Here is a 24,968-nt window from a genome sequence, read left to right as displayed (position 1 = left end):
CTTAAACAAGCAACCGTTAAAGTTTTCGCTATTAATCCAGTCAATATACCAGTTAAAAATAAGATGTATTCTTTCAAGCGGCTCAGCATCTGGATGTAAATTTAATTTTTCATAAATTGAATTTTGTATATTAATATTTCGATGATGCAGACACTCCATAATTAAACTTTCTTTAGAGGGAAAGTATTTATAGAAAGTCATCTTGGCTACATTCGATTCAGCAATAATTTTATCTACGCCTGTAGCGTTATAACCAATTTGGTTAAAAAGATCCAAAGCAGTATTTATAATATCTTCTTTTTTTGACATTACTATTCCATTTAGTTAAAACTAATTATTACTTTACATAGATTTTAAATTTTTAATCAATTTGATCATAATCAAAAACATAATTTGATTCAAGTTAATATTATAAAAATAATAGGCATTATTTTTAACTTTTTTTAAATATTCTATTTGATTTCGTATGATTTTAATTCTAATATGGATTTTTGATAAAAGGAGTTTTATTTTTGGTATAACTCTTTGTTTTTAAAATAAAATATGGAAAACCAAAAAACTTTAATAAGTTTAACGAGAGTGTATTATGCCTAAAAAATTTGAGAACTTTAATAATCCTAGGAAAAAGGCACTCGCAGGGATGAAACAAAGCATTTCAGCTGAACTTTGGGATAAAAATCTTAACTTTTTAACTCAATTAAGAGCGAAGATTGCGCAGCATCCTGTATCTCATCATCCTGCAATTGAAACTTTAAATAACGGAGAAATTAATAAAGAAAATTTAAAGCGTATTCATTTAGAGTATCGACATGCAATCGTACAAACATTTACAGATGCTTTATTAATGGCTCAGTATCAAACTAAGCAGTTAGAGCCTAGATTGCATGCAGGGGCAAAAATGTTCCCGCGTTTTCTTTTAAGCCTGAATATATTTGATGAGTTTGGATTCCGTCCTGGAGCCGATCGAGATGGTTACTATCAGGGAAACCCTGAATATGCCCATTATCCTTTATTCGAAGATGTGCTTAATGATTTTGGCGTAACAGAGGAAGAGCGCCGAAGTTATAAACCGACCAGCATTGCACATCAAGTAAGAGAATTTTTAGAAAACTCTTATAACGACTATAAAGCTGTTTCAGCTTTATTGGCAGTAGCTGAAGAAGAAGTTATTTTATATAGTCCACCTTTACGTAGAGCAACAAGTGCTGTTGGTATAGAGGTTGAGGGGGGTGGATATTACCATGTTCATGGCGTCTCTGAAGACAAAACTGCTGAGGCAGCAGATGATGACCATGAAGAAGACCTTTGGTTTATTTTGAGGCAAGCTTGTACAGAAGAAGACTATATTCGTTTAGAAAATTTATGTCTCGAATACTGTGATTTATGGAAAAAGTTTTGGGATGTTCAAATGGAAAACTCGAAATCAATGCCTCAACAAAATTTAGCCTAAAAATAGATCAAATAATTAAGTTAATAATTAATAATAATCAAAATATTAAAAGGAATGTTTAAAAATATGGAAATAGGAAAAGATTTTTTTAAGTTTAATCGAACAATTTTTGAATAATGTAGTGATATTGGACTGTATGTCTAAAATTAAAGAACCCCAAAAACTTATAGTTTTTGGGGTTTGTATTTGGTGGGCCCACACAGACTTGAACTGTGGACCAACGGATTATGAGTCCGCTGCTCTAACCAACTGAGCTATAGGCCCTATAAATAAGAAAAGCTTTTAATCTCAAGGCTTTTCAGTGCCTGCAATACTAATCAATTTTTTTATTAAACACAAGTATTTTTCAAAAGTAGGTGTGCAGTAGACCTGAAAAATATTTTGCGATATTGTTAATTATCACAAGCGCTAGGGATTCTAGCTTATGAGCACTTCACGAGTAAAGCTAACTAAGTCATTTATCGATCAACTTAAACTCATTCCAGCAATTTATAGAGACAGTGAGATTATTGGTTTTGCTATTCGTGTAAATAATTCATATAAAACCTATATTGTAGAAAAGAAAGTAAAAGGTAGAGCAATACGTTGTAAATTAGGAGATTACGAAAAAATTACTCTTGAAGAAGCTCGTATACTTGCTCAGCAGAAGTTAAAAGATTTAACTGAAAACAATTATTTAATTAGCGAAAATAATAAAATATTAAAAAATAATTTAGATAAGAAAATTAACCAGCCTAGTCTCGATGAAGCTTTTCAAGCATATATCAATCAACACAAACTAAAAGACAGAACACTAGTTGATTATAGAGATGTCATAGAAAAATACTTAATGGATTGGAGGGAGCTTAAACTTACTGATATTACTGAACAGATGGTTGAAGATAAGTATATTCAATTATCTAAAATTAGTTATGCCAAAGCGAACTTATCTATGCGAGTACTTCGAGCTATTTATCGTTTTTCGGTTAAGTATTATCAAGACAGAAGTAAAGAACTCATCATATCTGCGATGAACCCAGTTAATTTTTTAAATTCAAAACAACGTTGGCGAGCAGTTTCAAGTCGAAGTAACTACATTCATAGAGAAAATTTAGAAAAATGGGTACACGCAATTATTGAATATGAAGGTCGGGGCCAAGAAAATGAAACAAATAAGGACTTTTTATTAACACTTGTTTTAACAGGACTTTTTAGAAATGAGTGTGAAAGCTTACGTTGGGAAGATCTAGACTTAGATGAAGGAAGTCTTTCTTTTATAAATACTTATAATAATGAGCGCTATAAACTTTATATGGGTGATTTCCTTTGGCATCTAATGAAAAATCGTAAAATGAAAATTAATGAAGAATGGGTGTTCCCATCTGTGAAGTCTAAAACTGGCCATATTGTTAATATTTCAAAATTCCGAAAAAAAATAGAAGGGCAGTGTAATATCTCTTTTACTTTTCAAGATTTACGGAGAACATTTAAATTTTTTGAAGATAACTTAAGTGATAAACCACTATTTATTAGAAAGGCAGACGAGAAAGAGAAAATATTAGAATCTTACAATGTGGTTTACTTTCAAGATATGCGTAATAGAATGAATAGAATAGAACAAGTTATTCTGGGTTCATATAGAGATAAATTTATTAAATCTATTACTATCAATCTATAAGAATTTTGAAGTTCGCAAATTAAAAAATAAGACTACGACCGGTTCTAAAATTAGTATAACTTTACAGTAAGTTTTATCAGCAAAACACAGAATGAATATTCTTTCACACTTCCTACAACTATTTGTAATTGATGAATTTTATACTTGACTAAAACACTTGGAATTTATACAGTAGTGGAGTATTTTTGATAATTATTATTATTGCTTAGTCCTGAAATACAGTAAGAAGCCTATTCGCTATGAATAGGCTTTTTGCTTTGTTTTTAAAGGATAACTAAAACCTAAATCTCTTAAAAAATTAATCTAATAGAATCAAATAAATAGTTTTTTTGTGTTTTTTAATAAATTGAAAAAGATTGACACGTAAATTTTCATTATGAACAAAACTGATTTAAATAGTAGTCAAAGTGAAACACACCTAAATGCTAAGTTTAATTTTCACTAAACGAGGCATAGGAGTGTCATCATGTTAAAAGCAATGTTTTTCTTCAGCGCAGGTGCAATGTTTGGCTATTGTTATAAGCATAAAAATGATAAAGCTGAAGCTGATAAATCTAAATAAGCACTAAAAACCGCCTATAGGGCGGTTTTTAATAAGCAGCATGAGATAAATTTGCTTGAATCATTTGAACAAGTTCTCTTGCTGCTTTTGATAATGGTTTATCTAGGAGCCAGATGAGATAAATAGATAGTGGTAAATGATTTTTTGTATTTTTAAAATCTAGTTGAACTAAATGTCCTTGTTCAATTTTTTCTTTTACCAAAGATAAAGGAAAATTTCCCCATCCTAAACCAGCCTCAACCATATTAATCGCGGTCTGTAAACTATTGGTTTTCCAGTACATTGCTCCAACAATTGAACGTGAATCCTGTATGTTTAATTCACTACTTGCAACTACAATTTGTCGAACATTAATTAATTCTTCAATAGAGATTAACTTATCATTTTGTTTTAAAAGTGGATGGTGAACAGAAATTGTGGCAACTAGAGTTTCATTCATCACTAATTGTAAGCTTTCACGCATTTTTATATTGAGATCAGAACCTGCCAGACAAAGGTTAATATTTTCTGTATAGAGCAAATTTAGAATATCGTCTTGGGGGGCTGTAATAATCTCTACATTAAGTAAGGGAAATTTATCAGCCAGTTTTTTTATCGCTTTAAAAAGTAAATTGGTATTTGCATCTGAAACAACACCAATTTTTAATTTACTTTCAAGTCCTAGCGAAAGCTCATAGGCATGGGTACTTAATAACCTAAGCTGCTCAGCAATAATACGTGCTTGGGGCTCTAATGCTAAAGCCGCTGAAGTAGGAATGACTTTACGGTGAGTACGTTCAAACAAAAGGTAACCAAGTTCTGCCTCAATATTGGCAACAGCCATGCTCACAGCTGAGGGTACTCGATTTAACTTACGTGCCGCTGCCGAGAAAGAACCAGTATCTAGTACAGTTAAGAAAAGCTCTATATTTTCGCTATTAAAATTCATTTTGATATCAGTGAAACTGAAAGCTGTTAACTTTATATGTGATTTTAACTGAAACTAAAATAAAAAGAAGTAAGAAAAGATGATTGGTTATGCAAGGTTTAAAGCGTCGTATTGTTTATGTGTCCTCATATGAAATTATTGGAATGGTGATTTCATCAGTAGGTTTAGCTCTTTTGGCCGGAGATAGTGTAGAGCACACGGGACCGCTCTCAGTCATGATTACGACAATTGCGGTAACATGGAATTTTATTTACAACATTCTTTACGAAAAATGGGAAGCACGACAAGAGAATAAGTCACGCACTGTTAAACGTAGAATCGCGCATGCGATCGGTTTTCAAATCACTTTAGTGATGTTCTTAATTCCGCTGATTGCATGGTGGATGGATATTTCTCTTGTTGCGGCATTTTGGTTAGATGTTGTCTTTATTATTATCATTCCAATTTATACATTTATATTTAACTGGACATTCGATAAATTATTCGGATTACCTGCTTCTGCACAGGTAAATACTGTTCAAGAATAGAAGAAAATTTTAAAGAGATATCAAAGTATTGTTGAGTTAACTTTGATATCTCTTGCAAAACTATTTGATTTGTTCAAGCTCAAGATTTTTTGAAATCTTTGTTTGGGCTCTTTTTGCCAGCATATAATATAAAAGTGCAGTCGATAACAATCCAACTAACCAGGATAAATCAATTCCACCTAACATTTCGGCAATTTGGCCTTTGTAAAATTTGCTATCGATAAAGGGCAGTTGAAGTAATATGCCAATAAAATAACAAGCTATACCAATGGTGTTCCAGCGCCCATATCTACCATTTGGATCATATAGTGCGTCTACATCACATTCTTCTTTAGAAATAAAATAATAATCAACTAAATTAATTGCACTCCAAGGAATGAAAAATGTCAGAAGAAATAAAATAAAAGCTTTGAATGCACTTAAGAAGGTGTGTTCACCTACAACTGCAATAAATGTCGAGATCAGAACCATTGCAAGAACAATAACAAGTCGGGTCAGTTTTGAAATCTGTCCAGTTGGTTTAAAGCTGTTCCAAATGGTCGCTATACACATAAAACTGCCATAAGCATTGAGTGTGGATAAAGTGACCTTTCCAAATGCAATACTAAAATATAAGAAAGTAATCACAAGAGCGATTGGGTTCATACCTACAACATACTGAACTTCATTACCGACAAAACCACCATTTGATACTTGAGCAATCAATACACCAAGTGTCATAGAAATTTGTGAGCCGACTAAAGACCCAAGGCCAACTGCCCAAAACACCCGATTTGAAGAGGTCTTTGTAGGTAAATAACGAGAATAATCTGCTACATAAGGTCCGAATGAAATTTGCCAAGAAGCAGAAAGAGAAACTGCCAATAAAAAAGATGGCCAGCTAAAATGGCGTACAGCAAGCAATTCTGAAATATTCGAGAGAGCTAAAATTTGAGTAAGGATAATAATAAAAGCTATTAAACCTATGACACTTGCGACTTTTCCTACCCAGTGAATTAAGCGATAGCCAATAGTTGCAAATAAAATAATAAAACAAGCATAGATTAAAATACCTGTTGTATTACTGACTTGTGCAAGGTGTGCAATTGCTTTACCAGCGAGTACTTCACCAGTTGCGGTAAAGCCAATATACATCAGGCAAACCAGAATAATGGGAATACATGCACCATACACTCCAAATTGAACCCGACTGGAAATCATTTGGGGAAGGCCAAGTTTGGGTCCCTGAGCTGCATGCAAAGCCATGACAGCAGCACCAAAGCATTGTCCAATAAATAAGCCAATGATTGACCAAAATACATCACCACCTAATACGACAGCTAATGCACCCGTGACAATAGCTGTAATCTGTAAATTGGCACCAAACCAAAGTGTAAATTGGGCGAATATACTGCCATGCCTTTCATTTTCAGGAATAAAGTCAATACTTCGGTTTTCAACAAACCCACTTTTCGATGTTCCAGTTGATGAGTCCATAACACTCTCCTTATCCTTTAAGAGCTTTTCTTTTATTAGAATCCATTTTGTACAAACAAATATAAACATGTATATACAAGCTATTTCAAAAAGAAGCAATGGTTTCGGTAAATCATTGCTTTAATTTTTTGTACTCATAAATTTAGATGTGGTGAGAACAGTAGACTGGTGAGGTGAGTGTTTTTATAAAGATGAGAAAGTGAGTGGTAAATAAAATCTATAAAAAAAGCCCTCTAATGAGGGCAGATAATTAGACTTCAGCATCAAGAATGGCTTGAAAAAATACGGGTAACTCCGAAAATTGAACTAATTGGGTTTTATCATCGTGCTTATAGTAGTACTGATAATGCGGTGTTTGAAATGCACTATCTAGATATTGCGTCGCATCGGAAAATTGAGCTTTGGCAACTGGTTTATCTTTCTTAAATTTAACGATAATTGGGTTCACAGAGTTTAATTTAACGGGCACACCATTTTCAAATTTGGCTGTTTCAATTAATAAAGAAATTTTAAAATCACCAAATATGACACAAAATTGACCTCCTTTTTCTGTTTTAATTTCTCGATCGTGAAACAGTTCTTTAAATAAGTCTTTTAATGCTTCTCGGTGCTTGTCTAAAGCTAACTGAAAATCATGATCTTTCTGTTCTAATTTCTCTTGCTCTTCTTTGAGCAATTGGGCCTGTTTTTCGATTGTTGTAAAATCCAAATTCATCTTAATTTCTCCTTGTTGTGTTTTTAAAACTATATATGGCAGCCATTTGTTAAGTTTTAAAGAAACATACATTGTTTGTTACAACGCAATAATTAAGATGAATTTGTGTGATCACTATTTAGTACAAGGCTTGGTTATAAGTGCAGGACGGCGTTTAATTTGAATAAAGCCGCTACTACTTAGCACGCCTAGCATAACTAAAGCAGTCCCTATAATTTGCCAGATATTAAGTGTTTGACCAGCTAACATTGCAACTAACATACTAAAAACTGGAACAAAGTTAAAAAAGATTGATGCTCTACCTGCGCCTAGTTTTTGAATGCCATTAAACCAAAATAAATAAGCAATCATAGTAGAGCAAATAATGACGTATCCCATAGCGAAGTGTGCAGTAATAGGCGCCATAACAACTGCTTTAAATGGGTGCTCGAAAATTAGACTTAATATGATTAGAGTCAAAGCACCGAACAGCATAGAGAACGTTGTAGTTTCTAGAGGCGTAGCATTTTTTACATACCGGCGTGATAACACATTGGCTAAACAAAAACTGATACCACCAAGTAAGATATAAAAGTCACCAATTGCTATTTTTAAATGAATTAACGTGGAAATATGCCCATGGCTAATAACGAAAAGCACACCACTTAAACCAAATACAACTCCGATAAATTTAGGAAGTGTTAATTTTTCTCCATCAAGTAAAATTGCTAGCAGTAGAGTGATCAATGGTGTGGTTGCCATGATTAAGGCACCATTGACTGCTGATGTTGTTTGCAAGCCATAGAAACAACCTATATTAAAACCAGCAATCCCTATAATTCCAATAATAAGATAGATAAATAAATTCTGCTGAAAAGTAGCCCAACGTAATTTTCCCATGGCCGCAAAAATAGTAAATAGAGCAAGGCTTGCAAGCGTAAAACGCTCAGCTGCTGCCGAAAGAGGAGGCATCGATTGGATAATATAAGACATCGCATTAAATGCTGAGCCCCAAAAAAGCATCGTTATTACAACACCTGTGTAGGCATAAACCACCGTTTTATTCATGATAGGGCTCCGAAAAAGAATGTCTCTATTCTGAGTAATCACTTAAAGGTGTACAATTCCATATTAATTCATCTCTAATGTGAAAATTTGCACAATGATAGATTGGGAAAATTTACATTATTTTTCAGTTTTTTCTGAAGAAAAATCACTTTCAGCTGCGGCAAGAAAGTTAAGGGTTGACCATGCCACTGTTGCAAGAAGAATTGCTCAGTTAGAACAGAGCTTAAAATTAAAATTAGTTGATCGTAGACCCCGCACTTACGTTTTAACATCTGAAGGCGAGCAGCTTGCCCAAGTAGTGGCACGTATGATGGAAGAGACGTTTTCTATTGAGAGGCTTGCTCTGGCTGGACAGCAGGAGGTTACGGGGACTGTTTCTATTAGTATGCCTCCGTTAACCGCTGCTCATCTAATCATGCCTCATCTCGGAAAGTTTTATCGTCATTATCCACAATTAAAACTACGAGTACTTGGAGATGTTCATTATGTATCTTTGCAGCATAGAGAGGCTGACATTGCCGTAAGATTTGGGCGACCTAAAGATGAATATTTAGTTGCTCGTAAAGTCGGAGAAATCCCTTTTGGAATATATGCTACTCCAAGTTATTTGGCTTCAACGAATCAAGAAAATTATGAGTGGATTAGTGTGGAGGTCGGTGGTGTACATGGACAGAAACAACAAAAATTAAAAGAAAAATTGAATAATAAAGACCCGCTCATGGTTACTAATCATCCTGAGTTGCAATGGAGAGCTGCATGTGGGGGAGTAGGTTTAGCTGTACTACCTGACTTTTTAGGCCAACAAGGCAATTTGATAAAATTACCAGATAATGACCCGATGAGCGCTGAAATTTGGTTGGTCATCCATGAAGATCTAAGAAGTAGTCCCGTGGTAAGAGTAGTGATGGATTTTCTTTTGAATTGTTTTGAACCATTTAGAGTTTAAGACAGATGCTGCTGGTTTTTAGCAGCATCTTTAAATCGATTATATTAAAGCAACTTCTATTCCTTTATTTAAATCGGACTGATCTTTACGTGAATTTAAATCAATTTTAGCAAAAGATTTACTCAGTAATTTATGTGCAGCCTTATTTACAGGCTTTTCAATCCATTCTGGTAATTTCATTCCTAAAGGATTGGTCTCGGTTTTAGAGACTTCCGTCGTGACTCGAGTTCCCATAATATAATCGAACCAAGGCCGGGTAACACACCAGTTAGCATTTTGATTGCTGGTCATATGATGATCATAATGCCACGGTATACGGTTTTTAGCATACTCGGGGTCTAAATGTGATTTAGCATGTATTCGCCAGTAGTTCCATATCCCGTAATATAATCCGGCAGTAAAAAAAGGAGCTACAGGTAAAAAGATAGTGGCTGCACCAGCTAAACCAATTAATGCAGTTTTTTCATTATAAATTTCTGCATTTTTGAACATTGATTGTGCATATCCCTCATCATGAAAATGATTTAAGCGAGCACGCTTATGATGAGCAATATGAGTGAAAAAAGGGCTATTGCGATGTTTCGTTGGGAATTCATGTAACCATACTTTATGAAAATACCATTCCAAACCATTTGCGACAAAAACACCTACTGGGAAGCCGAGCATAGTAAATAATCACTTCTTAAACCTGATTTGTCTCATTGTAAAAGAAGTAATAGATTTGCTTTTGACTTAACAGGCAGTGAACGTTTTGCCTCAAAAATCAATTCTCGAATTTATTTTGTTTACGTTGACGATAAGCACTAGGCGTTTCGCCTGTCCAACGTTTAAAAGCTCTAGTAAATGCTGAAGGCTCAGAAAACCCAGTAAGATAAACAATCTGATCAATACTTTCTTGAGTATGAGCAAGTAATTTTCTAGCTAACTTTTCTCTATAGTGATTTAAAATTTGTTCATAATTGGTATTTAATGCCTGTAAATCAGCTCGAAGGGTGCGGGGATTCCGATTCAACTGTTCAGCAATATATTTTTGATCAAATTTACCTGACTCAAGAAGCCCATTACTTAGTAAACGTTCAATTGTATAAATAAGTTGATGTTTTTCTAAATTAGCTAATTGTTGTTCTGCGATATTTTCATGAACTTTCAATAATTCTGGTTCAGCAGCAGGTGAAGATTGTTTTAATAAAGCAGTAGGAAAAATGATAGCTCCAGTGGGTTTTCCTAAAATTACTGGGCATTTCCAAGTCTTTTCATAATTTTCAGTTGAGGCGCCTTTTGTGTAAGTCAGATGAATTTCTGTGGGTTTAAAATTATTATGAGTTATATACTCAAAGAAATTAATAAAAATTCCAATCGCAGCTTCTAAATAATGTCTTACAGGATGTTCGAAGCCCGATAAAATTGCTTTATCTTCCTTAACAGTTAATGAGAGTTTGAAAACATCTGTAAGTAAGGCTTGATATTTTAATGCTCTTTTTAAGCCATCTCCAAATGTAGGACTACTTAAGAATAGATATTCAATTACTAATCCTCTAAAGGCAGGCATTTGGTGTCCTACGTGTAAACCAATATCTGTATCGTTGCTAATTTTTTCTGCTGCAGTCCAAAAACGATTTTGAGTTGAATTATCACGTCGGATATTTTTATCAGGAGGTTGATTGGGCAAATTAACGCTAGCAAAAATTGAAGCAGCATCTAACCCCATATTTTGCATGGTTTGATATGTCATCCATAAAAAGATGCCTGCATCCGAAGACTTTTTAGACATACTTTAATGCTAATCCTTGAGATTTAGGTTGAGATATTCAATCATTCTTTTGTTTTTGTTGCTAGATTATTGATTAAATAAAGTGTTTATTCATCTGGGAAAATCCCTGCATCTTCTCGCGCTTGCTTTAAGGCTAGAAAAAAACACAATAGAAAAAGTATCCCAATAAAAAATAAGAAAAAATCTCAATGACTAATACCTAAACCAACTCCGAAAGCCCCTAAACTTAATAATAAAATACAAAAGATTTTCCAAAAAATAAGCATGCTGTTTTGTAATAAAAACTGGGATTTAGGCTGTAATTGAAGAATATTTCCCGATTTGTTTATGTTTTTTTTCTTATAGGTTATGTAAAGCTTTATAGTTCAGAGAATTACATAATTTGAAGTTAGGGCTTTAACTCAAACATTCTACCTAAACGACTTTTTAATTTTACTGCACATTAATCTCTATAAAATTCATATTTTCTTAATTAATCGAATGATAATTCTTTAGAAAGTCTGTAGAATAGGGATTCTAAATTTTATTTTTAATTAATTTTTGTTTAAAATTAACTGGTTAAATAGTTTTATCAAACTTTTGTTAAAAAAAAGACTTGATATTTAAGCTAAATTTTGAAATTATAGTCATGCAAATTGTGATCTATTTCCCACAATTTGTATTTCAGGTTAAGTGGTTATCACTAATGCTCATTGGCTTTATTCGCTTATGAGCATTTTTTTAATTTATTTGTTAGTAAAATTTAAAAAATAATTTATATCAAAAAATGATTCTTTTAGTATTAGTTAAAAATTAGTCAAATAACTTTATTCTTCAACGTATCTAACTACCTCTTCTTAAGATTCAGTAGTCAGAAAGAATGAAATTGCCTCTAATCATATTGAATCGTGACGGTGGCATTAGCTTTGACTTCTCCCGCCGTTACATTGGCAGCAGTTTGGTAGTAACGTGCAGTTAATGGCACATCATATTGAACTGTTTGGTTGGAGCCTATAGTACCAATACCTAGTTTATTTCCTTTTTGAATCGTACTATTTGTACCATTCATATTCCATAGAAGTTCTACACCAACACCGTTCGCTTTAGTTGATTCAGCAGCACTATTACTAATAACCTGACTGTTTGCAGCATCGGAATTGTAGTCAAAGCTTAAACTCAATGTGTTACTTGTAGGTATACCGGAGTTATTCTCGCCACCATTACAAAGAATGGATAGGTTAAAGTTTTTCTCACCTTGAGTTGTTCCGATAGCTCGAAAGCCTGATTTTGTCACAGTCGGAAGTTCAATAACCGTATCTACGCCATTTTGAATTTCACAAGATGATGATGCAATGAGAATAGGTGAACTACCTAATACTGTAGTCGTTAAGAAGGGGCGATTTTGTTGACCTGTTACATAGTAAGTACTATAACGGCCAGCCACTAATGCACCAGAACCAGTAGTGGTAGCAGTTTTAATCACTTCCAAAACAATATAGCCTGGCGAAAGTGTATATGCTGTATGAGGTGTCAATGTAAGCTTATAAGGGTAATAACCAGAAGAGTTTGAAGAGTCAGTTGCCTCACGGTAAATTCGAATACCTATACCCGGTATATTTGTGGCGTAAACATTATTGCCTATTGGACTAATTGGATAATTTAGAGGTAGAGCCGCTATAATTTGGTCACCAGGGCGTTTACACGTTGCAGTAGAATTATTGGGTGAAATGGTAAAAGTATTCTTTTGTAAAACTGTGCCTACAGGATCATTTGGACGAACCACAATGGTGCCAATCGTTATTGGAATATCAACTGTAGTAAAACCTTTACTTAAAGTACAGTTTGCATTTGCTTGGTTGTAAATAAAGAAATTAGTGATTAATAAACCACTCTGAATCAGTATTTTTTTCATTTGCAGATTGCCTCTGTCATAATAATTGATTGTTTTTCCTGTGAGATTTTTGATTGAATGTCATATTCAAGTTGACATTCTTCGGTATTACTTTCTCCCCACTTCACATAAAGATGATCATGAGACAGGGGCGTACGTAAATAAATACGACTACCTTGGGCTACCATTCCAACTACTTCGTTATTCTGGTTAAACACTTGTGCAGCAAATGGTAGGTGACCACCATTAGGAGTTTGAGTACTAATAAAAAGTGCATAGCCCGTTTTTGTGGAGAAATTGACTCTGGTTATTGATCCTGCATAAGGTGCAATACGGTGACTTGTTTCTGAAAGTTCAACATTTGATGGCATCCCTTGAGGGTCAAGGCTAATGTCATTTAAGCGATAGGGCGTAACATAAGGGATTACAGCATACCCATGTTTATTAATGTTTAGTCCAGATGTATTGCCGACTCGGGCACCTGTGGCTTCGGGGGCATAGACCAATACCATGGTTTGCACTTGATCTGGTCCAAATAAAAGCCCTTGAGAATGAGCAACCACACTTCCATTTAAATTGATCATTTCCTGCTGATATGCATCGGATTGGCTAAATGACGCACCTATAGTTGTGTAATTACTACGGTAGGTACCATTAATATTTACACTGCTTTGTCCTTGATCTAGGTATGAAACGGACGTGCCATAATCAAAGCGGTTTCCGATATAACCACTCATACCTACAGTTTTGCTATCTTCAGAAATAGAGCTATTAAAATTAATTGTGTTTTTCTTAAATTTGAGTGGAAAAGACAAAGACAATAAATACTGCGTTTCGTGACTAGTCTGTTGATCTTCGAGATCAAGCTCATGAGTAATTGCAGAAATGCTGTAAGTCAAATCTTTAAATTGATTACTATAACCAAATTGAAATTGTTGATTGCGATTAGGCTGATTCCAGTAATTAATCCATGAACCCACTAAATAAAAATTGCCCCATTGATTTGGAAGACTTTGATTTAATGTGATCTGAAATTCACTTTTTTGTTTTCCTACAGAAAAACTATCAATATTTCGTTGTTGTAAATCTTGAATTAAAATTGAATCTCTTAATTTCAAATAATTTTCGGTCGAGTATCTGTAGGTTGCTAAAGTTAAATTTGTATTCGTTGGCGTAAATAGTCGATTATAACTTAAACGGTAACTTTGCCCTTTTAGTGTTGGTTTTTGATCAAAATTAGCTTTCGATTGAGTTGCATCAACTGCAATAGCACCAATTGGAGTTGCAAATGCGCTACCTATCAGAAAAGACTGGTAGTGTTCGGTTGCCTGAAACCCAGTATAACTTGTTAAATAGTTATTAATGCCTCGTTGATATTTACCTTGTACTAGCCATGGATTTAAATTGATATTAGCATCTCTAAATTGTCCTAGAGTAAAAGAATAACGACTCATCTTTGGGCGAAGCATCTCTACTACAGAAGCATAGGGAATAGAGAACTTTTGAATCTCTCCATTCGTCTCGTATATAGAAACTTGTAGTTCACCACCAAAACCTGTCGGATAAAGATCATTAATTTCAAAACTTCCAGGAGTAACAGTAGTTTGATAAATTAAATTTCCCTGTTGGCGCACTTCAACTTTTGCATTAGTCTTTGCATAACCCCGAATTTGTGGCGCATATCCAAGCATGCTGTTAGGCAGCATGCGATCATCACTTGCTACGTTAATTCCGCGATAAGGTAAGGCATCAAAAAAATTACTATTGGTAAAGTAATCACCTAAAGTAACGACACTATTAAACTTAGGAAATGCTTTTTGGGCATATGTATTGTTTGATGTATAGAAAGAAGACTTTTTTGGAATTTCGTTATGATCTTGCCATTTCCATTGCCCACTATGGCGTAATTGCCAGTCATAGAGATTTATCCCGACGTTTGTACCCATAAAAGCATGATTTGTTTCATGGTCATTACTTACAATACGATATGCAGAAGCATTGTATGCAAAAAAAGCAGCGTTTATACCCCGATCCCATAAACGTGGGTCGACGTATCCTTGAGCATTTTTTTGCAAAGCAACCTGAGGGATCGAAATATCAAGTCTCAGACGCGAGGTATCAAATTGATAAAAAGCATCATTAACCCATTTTTCTAGATCATTACAGGTAGGTAAATTATTGGCTTCCCGATGAATAATTTCTGTTTTAACGCCATATTCTAAAAGCATATCTGCTGTAAAACAGGTTTTTGCATTTTCATTCGAATTTGTAGTTTTAAAAAGAAACTTTCGTTTACCTAGCCATTGGCCATTAATATATACATCCAGACTATATTCACCAGGTAAAATAGGGTTGCCGTATTTAAATCGACCAATGTCAATTTTCTGTGCATTTCCTACTAAAAAGTTAGTATCAAAGTCAGCTTTTAGTATATTTTTCCCACTCATATTGTCTGATGCATATACAGTTAATGGCACATTAATCGCTATACTTAATACTAGATAATAACTAGTGCGCTTTTTAAAGCATGTACTGGGTATGAACCATTCTGACATAGTCTTTGTGCCTATTCATAAATAGGTGTTTAAATTTCAAAAAAGGTAAATAAGCTTAGAACTTTATTGTTTGTTCAATTCGCCCGCCGTAATCATTTATATAAACAAAGCTCATATTCGTTATATTGCTATTTTTAAGTTTTATCTGGTCTTCTGAAAAAGGAGAAAGCATTAAACCTTGTTTTAATAAATCTATTTTTTGATGATTTACTTCTTGAAAAATTGAACTCATTGTAATGTAGAAGGGAGTAGGGTTCTTAATAAGCAATGTTTCCCCATTTTTTACCCACTGAATTTTTTCACTAAATGTATCAATATTTTCTTTTAAATTTGCTGGCCGATAAAAGAATTTAATTCGTGATCGAATCGCTAATTGAAGAAAATTATTAGGTAGTGGTTCATTATTTACTTGTTTTTTCCCTTCTGGTTTTGGTGGAATATCTAATACGTTAAGCCAAAAAATACTTTCTTTATTTTGATTTAATTGAGAAGCACTTGGTAGTGCAGTAATTCGTAAGGTTTGGCCTTTAGTGGGTTCGACTCTTGAAATAGGAGGTGTAATAATAAAGGGTACATTCGACTCATCGGGAGTCGATTTTGAATTTCCATCATCAATCCAAGCTTGAACAAGTGAGGGTGTTGTACCATTGTTGCTTAGTTGTAAGCTGACTTCTCGAGCATCCGATGGATATATTACGCGTGTACCATGCAGTATTATTTCAGCATGTCCTATACTAGCAAGTACTGCTTGAAGGCAAGCCATTCCCCAAAAAAATTTACGACCACGAAAAAGCATGAGTCATATTCTCAATAATAAATAATAGATGAAATAGAGCTTCTATTTAATAATAGAAGCTGGCTTTAAATTATTGATAAATAATCGTGTATTTTACTTGCGAAGTTACATTACCCGCAGTAGATACACCAGTCGCATAATATTCAGCATAATAATTAAGATCCGCATTACCACCAGCAGAAACATTTACCCATTGAGAGTTATCTTGTGCACCGGAAGCCCCTTTAGCAAGTACAGGAATTACTGCGTTATTGCTTCCTAATAGTTGAATATTGACATTAGCAGCTGCACCAGAAGTGGCTTGGTTTAATAAACGTCCAGTATTAAAATCAACCGTTGCTCCTGGTTCAAAATAAGTCGCAACTTTTCCAGCAGAAGCACAATTTGTTAGATTAATTTGAAAAGGTGTACGACCAGCAACATCCCCTACATTTTTTAAAGATTGAGATGATACTGTTGGTAAATTCACTGTAAGGTTTTTATCACCTGTATCAATCGTACAAGTATTATCAGTTACTAGGCCATTAATAGTAATCGTACCATCAGCTGCTTGTGCTGTTGTAATATTAAAAAGTGAAGCTGCCGCTATAAAAATAAATTTTTTCATGAATTCCCCGAAATATCCTATAAATATAGATTAATTACTTTTCAGTGCTTTTATTCTGATCAAGTAACGCGATGGAAATATAGCACCTTTAAATTAAAAAACAAGAATTACATTATATTTTTATGTATTTTGTTTGGTTATTTTTTAAAGAATAATTGATTTATAATTTTAATTTATACCATATGGTAAAATATAATAAATTTATTTTATTTAAAATAAATTGATAATAAGTTTAATTTAAGTTATTGAATTTAATTGAGTTAAGTTTTTCTTTATGAAATATGTATATATTTTTTGATTAACTTGTTGTTTTTATTAATAAATTTATTTTGTGTATCTTATATAAACATAATTATTTTTTTAAGAATTTTTTAAGGTTTAATTCCTAGTGTTTTAGTTGTGATTCAATAAAAGATCTTCTGGAGTTTGTTTCCATGAACAGCATGAAATACAGTTATAAACCGAATTATTTTTTCTTTGCTCATAAATTAGTCTTATTCTTAAAGGACTATTTACTTAAACATCCTACAGAACAGAACACGACGTTTAACTTACAAACAATTTATGACGTCTTTAGTCATGACTTAGCATCTAGCACAACGAATTTGGAAGGTATTTTGAATATTGTTGATGAGTATGTTTTAGAAACTGAAGAAGGGCTTTTGCCATTGATTAGTAGACACTCGATTAATTTAAAGAGCCATGTACTTTCTTTAGAGTTTTCACCTAAAGCGTTAAATAGCTTATTGTCAGGTCACTCATTAGTGAACCCTAAAGCGGCCTAAGGAAATTTCTTTTAAGCTTTGAATATCTCAGATAAAATTTGCTTGGTTTTTTTTATTTGAGTTATTCATGAGCAAAGACTATAAAGCTTTGACTTATATCGCAGATGAAAATATTTCAGATACCATTCTATGGCTTTTAAACCATCAAGATGTTTTTGAATCTTTTCAGTTTGATGTATTGAGCCAAGAATTATCGGTTACACATGCAGCAGGTAGGGATATTATTCGAGTTGGAACTTTCCTGAATGCTACTTATGGAATATTAGTAACTTCTGTATGAATGAAAAAAGCCCTGAATGATCAGGGCTTTTTTATTCTTGGTGCTGTTAAGCACTCATTGCATCTACTGATAAATCAGAAACAGTTGGCTTTGGCTTTTCAGCAGTTAAACCAAGTTTGTTAAATAATGCTTGGTCTTTACCTTCACCTGCATTTGGAGTGGTAAGCAATTTATCACCCGAAAACAGTGAGTTCGCACCTGCCATAAATGCTAAAGCTTGATCTGAATCACTTAAAGATTCACGACCAGCAGATAAACGAATATAACTATGCGGCATAACAATACGTGCTACCGCAATGGTGCGGATCCATTCAATAACATCTAGTTTTTCAACATCAGCTAGAGGTGTACCTTCAATTGGTACAAGCATGTTAATTGGCACAGATTCTGGGTGAATAGGTAAGGTTGCTAACTCGTGTAATAAACCGATTCGATCTTCACGGCTTTCACCCAAACCAACAATACCACCACTACATACTTTCATACCTGCTTGGCGTACATAATCCAAAGTATTCAAACGGTCATCAAAAGTACGTGTGCTAATAATGTGAGAATAGTACTCACGAGAAGTATCTAGGTTATGGTTGTAATAATCTAAACCAGCGTCTTTTAGGCGTTCTGCTTGTGATTGGTTAAGCATACCTAATGTCATACAGGTTTCCATACCTAATGCTTTAACTTCACGTACCATTTCTAAAACATATGGCATATCGCGTTCATGTGGGTTACGCCAAGCAGCACCCATACAAAAACGAGATGAACCTGAATCTTTTGCAGCTTTTGCTTCGCTAATTACTTTTTCAACAGCAATACGTTTTTCTGCTTCTAATTTTGAATCGTAATGTGCAGATTGAGAGCAATATTTGCAATCTTCAGGACATTTACCCGTTTTAATCGATAAAAGGGTGCTGACCTGAATTGTATTGGCAGTGAAGTGCTCACGGTGTACTTGCTGAGCCTTAAAAACTAAATCCAAAAAAGGTTGTTCATATAGAGCTTGGATTTCTTCACGAGTCCAATCATTACGTAGAGTCATTGTCATATCCATGATGATGGCATTAATTCACTGTACATAATCATACAGAATTCGTATTAAAGCTATAGGGCAAAAAACATCATTTTTTTAATTTGATAGCTGAAGTTGATTAAGTTGCTGCTCAATTGCCCAATCAATATGCACATTGACGATTTCGTCATGTAAATTTTTGCCTTTGTGTAGCTGATCTACAATTTCTTTTGAGTACGGTGCATTGCCTAAACCGATAGCAATATTGCGCTTAAATGACTGATAACCTGTGCGTCGTATTGGACTACCTTCTGTATTGGCTAAAAAAGTAGCTTCATCCCACTGCCAGATATCAAGCAGACTAATATTATCTAAACCATGTCTAGGGTTAAAGTCAGTAATAGAAGCTGTCTTAGCAAAGCTATTCCACGGGCAAATTAATTGACAGTCATCACAACCAAATATTCGGTTACCAATACCTGCACGTAATTCTTCATCAATAATTCCCTTATATTCGATTGTTAAATAAGCAATACAGCGTCTAGCATCTAACATATAAGGTTCGACAATCGCTTGAGTCGGGCAAATATCAATACACGCACTACACGAACCACAGTGAGATGTTGCAGGTTCATCAAAAGGTAAGTCGAGTGATGTAAATAGTTCACCTAAAACAAAGAAAGAACCTGACTTTTTATGAATGAGCAAAGTATGTTTACCTGTCCAGCCCATTCCAGCACTTTCAGCTAATGATTTCTCAAATATAGGCGCGGAGTCTGCAAAAGGGCGAGATTCAAAATCTCCCACTTTTTCACGGATACGTGTAGCTAATGTTTTTAATCTGCCTCGCATCACCTTATGGTAATCACGACCACGAGCATAACGGGCGATAATCGCAGAGTTGGGTTCAAAAGGTACATATCTTGGCTTTGGTGATTCCACCAAATAATTCATACGCACGCAAATAATACTTTTTGTGCCGGGAACTAATAGAGTCGGATTAGCCCGCTTTTCCAAATTTTCTTCTAGGTATGTCATATCTGCATGATAACCACGTTCAAGGTACTCTAAAAAACGTGGCATTTGCTCTTGAGCATCTGGTTTTGCAATGACACAATCAGCAAAACCCAAGTCTAATGCTTGAGCTTTGATCCATGCTTTTAATTCATGTGGATCAATTTGTTGCACTGCAATGCGTGATGTGTTGGAAGATGTCATAAAACCGAAAAATGCAAGAGGATAAGAATATGCAGGCAGTAGTTTACCATAGCCAAGATATCCAGGCATGGGAGCAACGTTGGTTTGCTGCGCAAAACTCATCATTAGGCTTAATGCAACAAGCAGCTTGGTCAATCACTCAACAACTCATTGTACTTTTTCAAAAACAAAATATTAAGAATATTGCTGTTTGGTGTGGACAAGGTAATAACGCTGGTGATGGCTACTTTATAGCAAGTTATCTCAAGGAAGCAGGGTTATATGTTGAAATATTTGCGGCCGAATTGGGCGAGTCAGCCGATTTACACCATGCTGCCCATTTTGCTAAGGCAAATCATGTCCAAATACATCAAGGTTTTGAGGTACACAGAACATTTGATTGTCATATTGATGCGTTATTTGGGATTGGTTTAAATCGAGAGTTAAATGATTATTGGCAACATTCTATTCAACAGTTTAACGAGCAAGCTGGGTTAAAAATTTCAATTGATATACCAAGTGGCTTACATGCAAATACAGGACGAGTCTTACCTTGTGCTGTAAGGGTTGATCATACATTTACTGTTTTAGGGCTTAAAGCAGGATTATTTACAGGCCAAGGTAAAGAGTATGCGGGGCAAATTCATTTAATTAATTTAATTCCAGTAGACCAAGACCTGAAACCTCTTGCTTACTTGACGCCAACACATATCAGACTTCCTAAACGTTTGGCTTTTGGTCATAAGGGAAGTTATGGACATGTTTTGGTGATAGGTGGTCATGAGCAAATGGGCGGGGCTGTTATTATGGCTGCTGAAGCTGCCTTTCATGCAGGAGCAGGCAAAGTTACGGTAGTTTGTCACCGAAACCATCATCAGGCTATTTTGTCGAGAGCTCCTAATATTATGCTTCGTGACATTAATAATTTCGATGAAAACAGTATTAAAGAGATTTTATCTCAGGTTGATGCAGTATGTTTTGGCATGGGCTTAGGGCGTGATGAATGGGCACAGCAAATCTATCAACAGTGGTTCGATTATTTAAATCATGACTCACATTTGGAAGTTGTATTAGATGCAGATGCACTATGGTTTCTTGCCAAACAACCTAAAAAATTGGGTGCACATATTTATGCAACTCCACATCCCGGAGAAGCCGCTACTTTATTGGATTGTTCTACAGCGAAAATTGAAAATGACCGAATTGCTGCTATTTATGCGTTGCAACAAAAATATGCGGCTCAATGGGTGCTGAAAGGTGCGGGCAGCTTAATTTTAGAGAATAAGTTATATATTTGTACCCAAGGTAATGCTGGTATGGGAACTGGCGGCATGGGAGACATATTAGCGGGTATGATCGCAAGCTTAAAAGCCCAGTTCCACAAAGGTATTGCATTACATGAGATTGTAACTCTTCATGCTCAGGCAGGGGACCAACTGGCAAAAAACGGAATACGTGGTTTACAAGCTTATGAAATGAATCAGGCAATTACTCGAGTAGTAAATAATCAATAAAGCTTTAACGTCTACGGCTACTCGAACGGCTGCGTCCACGTGCCATACCACCTAAAGCATTCAAGACAGAAAGTTTACTCATACTTCCTGAAGCATGGGCATGGCAAATCGCAGCAGCAAGGGCATCGGCTGCATCGGCTTGAGGGTTAATAGTTAGGTTGAGTAAACGCATGACCATCATTTGTACTTGCTCTTTATCGGCAGCACCATAACCCACTACGGATTGTTTTATTTGACGGGCTGTATATTCTGCAACTTGTAAATCTAAATTAACTAAGGCGGCTATTGCAGCTCCTCGGGCTTGCCCTAGTTTTAAAGCAGAGTCCGGATTTTGTGCCATAAAAACTTGTTCAACCGCAGCTTCAGTTGGGCCATGAAATTTCACAATTCGCTCAACGCCAGCGAAAATACGCTTTAAGCGCTCTGGCATTTCTTGAGTTTCTGTTCGGATTGTACCAGCATCGACAAAACGTAGTTTACTACCATCTTTTTCAATGATTCCGTAACCTGTTAAGCGTGAACCCGGGTCAATACCAATAATCAATGCCATGTGAAGACTTATATAAATAGTTCAGTGGGTATTGTTACATAGCCAAAACGGTTCTGCATGAGTAATTTAAAGAATGCTGTGATGAATGGTTATTTTTCGGTTTTATTGAACCAAATTATATTTTCTAAAATCATTTGATGTAATTCTATTTTAGTGGAATACTTATCTATAATTTTGGAATTAAAGTCTGTCGGCAGATGGAAGATATAAATATACGCATTGCGCAGCAAGTACGTGAATTGCGTCTAGCCCGTGGATATACCTTAGATGTTCTTGCAACTCGATGTCAGGTAAGTCGTTCTGCAATTTCATTAATTGAAAGAGGTGAGGCGAGTCCTACAGCTGTTGTCCTTGAAAAGCTGGCAAATGGTTTAGGTGTGCCTTTGACTCAGCTATTTGATATTCCACAAAACAATCAATCACCTCAACCTATGGTTCGGCGTACTCAACAATCAGAATGGAAAGATCCGGAAACTGGATATATTCGCCGTACTGTCTCACCACCAAATTTAAAACTACCATTTCAAATTGTTGAAATTGAATTCCCTCCTCATGCTCGAATTACGTATGAAATTAGTGAAAGCTCTAAAGTAGTACAACAGCAACTTTGGGTAGTTGAAGGGCAAATTGATATTCAACTGGGCAAAAACTCTTATGCATTGGGCGAAGGGGATTGCTTAGCTATGCAATTAGATCAACCTGTCATATATAGCAATAATTCATCACAAGTCGCTCGCTATATTTTAGTCGTCTCTAATCAACTCGTGTCTGCTCTTAAGGAATCTTCATGAACTATTCCCTCGATTCTAATTTTCGTTTAATTGATTGTAATGAAGCAGAACATGCGGCAGCTATATTAGAGATTTTAAATGAGGCAATTGTTAATTCTACAGCATTGTATGACTATGTACCGCGTTCGCTTGATTCAATGAAAACTTGGTTTTCGTTAAAAACCGGAAATAGTTTTCCTGTAATCGGGGCTGTAGATGAGTCAGGTAAGTTATTAGGATTTGCTAGTTGGGGAGCTTTCAGAGCTTTTCCGGCTTATAAGTATACGGTTGAGCATAGTATCTATATTCATCATGAACATCGGGGCTGTGGTTTAAGTAAAGTTTTAATGCAAGCGTTAATTCAGCGGGCTCAAGAGGCTCAGATTCATGTATTGATTGGTTGTATTGATGCGACAAATCAAGCCAGTATTGGGCTCCACGAAAAACTCGGTTTCACACATGCAGGTACTTTTAAACAGGTAGGCTTTAAATTTGGACAATGGTTAGATGCTGCATTTTATCAGCTAATTTTAAATACACCATTTGAACCAGTGGATGGGTAAATTATTGAATTTTTGGGTAGACAACGGCTCAGTTCAAAGTAAGAAAATTTGAACTGAGTCATAGCATGGATTTATAAAATACCTAATAGTTCTAATCTCTTTTCATGTAAAAACACTTATTTCATATAATAAAAGAGCTCAATTTATGAAAAAATTGCAATCTTGTAGAAAAAACACTTGATAAAGTTGTTATAGCACTCATTAATAATAAAGTATGGCTATTTTATTAATTTAAATCAGTCTTATTGATAGTATTGCAGCATTTGGGTTTAGCCATGTTTTTAGGTTAAAAGAAAACATTGCCTAAGCTTCACTACAAGCTCTTTAATCCGTATTTTCAACTGAAAATGGTTCATGGATTAGATAGCTAAAACTGCTATGAATTTTCTTTTTGAGATAGATAAAGTTTTACATGAATTTACTTCTTATTGTGGTTCTGGGCGCGATTGTTGAAATTGCCGTATGGATTGGCGTAGCACAGTTCATCAGTGGATGGTATGTGTTTTTCTGGTTCATTATTGCTTTCTTTATTGGTCTTACGCTTATTCGCAAAAGTACGGCTGGTATTATGCCGCAATTACAACAAATGCAGATGACCGGGCAATTAGGCAGTGATCCGACAGTAACTAAAAAACTAGCATATGCTTTTGCAGGTTTTTTATTGATGGTGCCTGGTCTGGTATCTGATGTGTTAGCGCTTTTAATTCTAATTCCAGGCGTGCAAACTGCGTTTCGTAATATCGCAATGAGAACACTTGCAAAGCGTCAGCAAGCAATGATGGAAAAAATGATGGGTGGCATGGGCGGAGCAGGTGCTGGTCAAAACCCATTTGCTGATTTAATGCGTCAAATGCAGGATATGCAGAACTCACAAGGTGGCAATCAATACCGTGGTGACTCCAGCATTATCGATGGCGAAGCGAGAGAAGTTACCCCAGACCATAAGAAAATTGAACATAAAAATAAGGATTGATTAATTCCTTATATAAAAAATAAAAGGCCTAAATCTTAAATGATTAGGCCTTTTTTAATATTCTATCGATTATTAATTTGAACAATCAGCATTATCTATTCCATCTTGAGCTATTACAGTTGGATTTTCTTCTGACTTCGTCTGAGGTTGATACTTATTTGAAGGTAGAGCTGTCTGCTTGTTTTCAGATTGTTGATACTTCCGGCTTCTATTGGCTCTTTCACGAAAGCCACCTTTATTAATGAGCTGGGTGTGTGACATGGATTGGCCTAGAAAATGAATTATTCATGTATTTTAACAAATTCAGCAAAATATCAAAATAAGAAAAATAGTACAGAAAAAATAATATTTAATTTATCTCCTTGTATAAACTAAATTTTTTAAAAATGAACGCATTGTTCATTCAGATTGAATTCTCTTTTC

At 34.9% G+C, this 24,968-nt stretch carries 25 protein-coding genes, 1 tRNA gene and 1 pseudogene; 10 read left to right on the top strand and 17 right to left on the bottom strand.

The features are described 5' to 3' along the window. The coding region (locus tag J582_RS12545; protein ID WP_032047979.1) for a TetR/AcrR family transcriptional regulator at positions 1 to 309 on the bottom strand (309 nt) is incomplete at its 3' end. Between the two features lie 277 nt (positions 310 to 586). On the opposite strand from J582_RS12545, the gene J582_RS12540 reads away from it, so the two are divergent. After that, a complete protein-coding gene (locus J582_RS12540) occupies positions 587 to 1,450 on the top strand; it encodes a hypothetical protein (protein WP_032047978.1) in 864 nt (287 codons plus the stop codon). Between the two features lie 187 nt (positions 1,451 to 1,637). Here J582_RS12540 and J582_RS12535 read toward each other — a convergent pair. Then, a tRNA-Ile gene (locus J582_RS12535) sits at positions 1,638 to 1,714 on the bottom strand. 160 nt (positions 1,715 to 1,874) lie between these two features. Between J582_RS12535 and J582_RS12530 the strand changes: the two genes are divergently transcribed. Beyond that, on the top strand, positions 1,875 to 3,107 hold the full coding sequence (locus tag J582_RS12530; protein ID WP_032047977.1) for an integrase family protein: 1,233 nt from the start codon (positions 1,875 to 1,877) through the stop codon (positions 3,105 to 3,107). Between the two features lie 590 nt (positions 3,108 to 3,697). Here J582_RS12530 and J582_RS12525 read toward each other — a convergent pair. Beyond that, entirely contained in the window at positions 3,698 to 4,597 is a 900-nt protein-coding gene (locus J582_RS12525; RefSeq protein ID WP_022574690.1) for a LysR family transcriptional regulator, read from the bottom strand. Between the two features lie 89 nt (positions 4,598 to 4,686). Here J582_RS12525 and J582_RS12520 point away from each other — a divergent pair, with 89 nt between their 5' ends. Next, positions 4,687 to 5,124 (top strand): PACE efflux transporter, encoded by a 438-nt coding sequence (locus J582_RS12520; RefSeq protein WP_032047975.1) that lies wholly within the window; start codon positions 4,687 to 4,689, stop codon positions 5,122 to 5,124. A gap of 60 nt (positions 5,125 to 5,184) precedes the next feature. Here the strand turns inward: J582_RS12520 and J582_RS12515 are convergent, their stop codons facing one another. The 3 genes from J582_RS12515 to J582_RS12505 form a co-directional block, all read right to left on the bottom strand. After that, the gene (locus J582_RS12515; RefSeq protein WP_022574689.1) at positions 5,185 to 6,600 is read right to left on the bottom strand and encodes a purine-cytosine permease family protein; all 1,416 of its coding nucleotides are present in this window, start codon (positions 6,598 to 6,600) and stop codon (positions 5,185 to 5,187) included. A gap of 250 nt (positions 6,601 to 6,850) precedes the next feature. Further along, entirely contained in the window at positions 6,851 to 7,315 is a 465-nt protein-coding gene (locus tag J582_RS12510) for a hypothetical protein (RefSeq protein WP_002049801.1), read from the bottom strand. A gap of 114 nt (positions 7,316 to 7,429) precedes the next feature. Beyond that, positions 7,430 to 8,362 (bottom strand): DMT family transporter, encoded by a 933-nt coding sequence (locus tag J582_RS12505; RefSeq protein ID WP_032047974.1) that lies wholly within the window; start codon positions 8,360 to 8,362, stop codon positions 7,430 to 7,432. Between the two features lie 94 nt (positions 8,363 to 8,456). On the opposite strand from J582_RS12505, the gene J582_RS12500 reads away from it, so the two are divergent. Continuing rightward, positions 8,457 to 9,308, top strand: coding sequence for a LysR family transcriptional regulator (locus J582_RS12500; protein WP_002050142.1), 852 nt, complete (start codon positions 8,457 to 8,459; stop codon positions 9,306 to 9,308). 39 nt (positions 9,309 to 9,347) lie between these two features. Here J582_RS12500 and J582_RS12495 read toward each other — a convergent pair whose 3' ends face one another. The 7 genes and pseudogenes from J582_RS12495 to J582_RS12470 all read right to left on the bottom strand — a co-directional run bounded on the left by J582_RS12495 (position 9,348) and on the right by J582_RS12470 (position 16,907). Beyond that, a complete protein-coding gene (locus J582_RS12495; RefSeq protein ID WP_022574687.1) occupies positions 9,348 to 9,974 on the bottom strand; it encodes a hypothetical protein in 627 nt (208 codons plus the stop codon). Positions 9,975 to 10,071: 97 nt separating this feature from the next. After that, positions 10,072 to 11,079, bottom strand: coding sequence for an AraC family transcriptional regulator (locus J582_RS12490; RefSeq protein WP_032047972.1), 1,008 nt, complete (start codon positions 11,077 to 11,079; stop codon positions 10,072 to 10,074). Between the two features lie 86 nt (positions 11,080 to 11,165). Then, positions 11,166 to 11,345: pseudogene (locus J582_RS25940) on the bottom strand (hypothetical protein). Between the two features lie 605 nt (positions 11,346 to 11,950). Further along, positions 11,951 to 12,970 (bottom strand): fimbrial protein, encoded by a 1,020-nt coding sequence (locus J582_RS12485; RefSeq protein ID WP_032047971.1) that lies wholly within the window; start codon positions 12,968 to 12,970, stop codon positions 11,951 to 11,953. Further along, positions 12,967 to 15,504, bottom strand: a complete 2,538-nt coding sequence (locus J582_RS12480; RefSeq protein ID WP_032047970.1) for a fimbria/pilus outer membrane usher protein — start codon at positions 15,502 to 15,504, stop codon at positions 12,967 to 12,969. Before J582_RS12480 ends, J582_RS12485 begins: the two co-directional genes overlap by 4 nt. A 55-nt stretch (positions 15,505 to 15,559) precedes the next feature. After that, complete coding sequence (locus J582_RS12475) at positions 15,560 to 16,300, bottom strand: molecular chaperone (RefSeq protein ID WP_004709188.1); 741 nt, start codon at positions 16,298 to 16,300, stop codon at positions 15,560 to 15,562. Between the two features lie 70 nt (positions 16,301 to 16,370). Continuing rightward, positions 16,371 to 16,907 carry a fimbrial protein gene (locus J582_RS12470; protein WP_032047969.1) on the bottom strand — a complete coding sequence of 179 codons (537 nt, stop codon included), beginning with the start codon at positions 16,905 to 16,907 and terminating at the stop codon, positions 16,371 to 16,373. Positions 16,908 to 17,341: 434 nt separating this feature from the next. Between J582_RS12470 and J582_RS12465 the strand changes: the two genes are divergently transcribed. Both J582_RS12465 and J582_RS12460 read left to right on the top strand, forming a co-directional pair. Then, on the top strand, positions 17,342 to 17,692 hold the full coding sequence (locus J582_RS12465; protein ID WP_002049957.1) for a hypothetical protein: 351 nt from the start codon (positions 17,342 to 17,344) through the stop codon (positions 17,690 to 17,692). Between the two features lie 67 nt (positions 17,693 to 17,759). Next, positions 17,760 to 17,972, top strand: a complete 213-nt coding sequence (locus tag J582_RS12460; RefSeq protein ID WP_002050123.1) for a hypothetical protein — start codon at positions 17,760 to 17,762, stop codon at positions 17,970 to 17,972. Between the two features lie 46 nt (positions 17,973 to 18,018). Here J582_RS12460 and bioB read toward each other — a convergent pair whose 3' ends face one another. Beyond that, on the bottom strand, positions 18,019 to 19,008 hold the full coding sequence (gene bioB, locus J582_RS12455) for a biotin synthase BioB (protein ID WP_002049782.1): 990 nt from the start codon (positions 19,006 to 19,008) through the stop codon (positions 18,019 to 18,021). 87 nt (positions 19,009 to 19,095) lie between these two features. After that, positions 19,096 to 20,196, bottom strand: coding sequence for a tRNA epoxyqueuosine(34) reductase QueG (queG, locus tag J582_RS12450; protein WP_032047968.1), 1,101 nt, complete (start codon positions 20,194 to 20,196; stop codon positions 19,096 to 19,098). A gap of 29 nt (positions 20,197 to 20,225) precedes the next feature. On the opposite strand from queG, the gene J582_RS12445 reads away from it, so the two are divergent. Next, complete coding sequence (locus J582_RS12445; protein WP_032047967.1) at positions 20,226 to 21,689, top strand: bifunctional ADP-dependent NAD(P)H-hydrate dehydratase/NAD(P)H-hydrate epimerase; 1,464 nt, start codon at positions 20,226 to 20,228, stop codon at positions 21,687 to 21,689. Between the two features lie 4 nt (positions 21,690 to 21,693). Here the strand turns inward: J582_RS12445 and ruvC are convergent, their stop codons facing one another. Continuing rightward, the gene (gene ruvC, locus J582_RS12440; protein WP_031956053.1) at positions 21,694 to 22,239 is read right to left on the bottom strand and encodes a crossover junction endodeoxyribonuclease RuvC; all 546 of its coding nucleotides are present in this window, start codon (positions 22,237 to 22,239) and stop codon (positions 21,694 to 21,696) included. Between the two features lie 197 nt (positions 22,240 to 22,436). Here ruvC and J582_RS12435 point away from each other — a divergent pair, with 197 nt between their 5' ends. The 3 genes from J582_RS12435 (at position 22,437) to J582_RS12425 (ending at position 24,545) form a co-directional block, all read left to right on the top strand. Beyond that, entirely contained in the window at positions 22,437 to 23,030 is a 594-nt protein-coding gene (locus J582_RS12435) for a helix-turn-helix domain-containing protein (RefSeq protein ID WP_032047966.1), read from the top strand. Next, positions 23,027 to 23,572: a GNAT family N-acetyltransferase gene (locus tag J582_RS12430; RefSeq protein ID WP_032047965.1), complete on the top strand. Its 546-nt coding sequence runs from the start codon at positions 23,027 to 23,029 to the stop codon at positions 23,570 to 23,572. Before J582_RS12435 ends, J582_RS12430 begins: the two co-directional genes overlap by 4 nt. A gap of 412 nt (positions 23,573 to 23,984) precedes the next feature. Beyond that, a complete protein-coding gene (locus tag J582_RS12425) occupies positions 23,985 to 24,545 on the top strand; it encodes an FxsA family protein (RefSeq protein WP_002049974.1) in 561 nt (186 codons plus the stop codon). A 72-nt stretch (positions 24,546 to 24,617) separates the two neighbouring features. Here the strand turns inward: J582_RS12425 and J582_RS0104630 are convergent, their stop codons facing one another. Then, positions 24,618 to 24,806, bottom strand: a complete 189-nt coding sequence (locus J582_RS0104630) for a hypothetical protein (protein WP_016805415.1) — start codon at positions 24,804 to 24,806, stop codon at positions 24,618 to 24,620. Positions 24,807 to 24,968: the final 162 nt, after the last annotated feature.

It is taken from the genome of Acinetobacter sp. 1566109, from assembly GCF_000582255.1.
In the GTDB taxonomy this organism is placed as follows: Bacteria; Pseudomonadota; Gammaproteobacteria; order Pseudomonadales; family Moraxellaceae; genus Acinetobacter; species Acinetobacter nosocomialis.
Note: the sequence above shows the minus strand (reverse complement) of the source record. Positions and strands in the feature narration are given on the sequence as shown.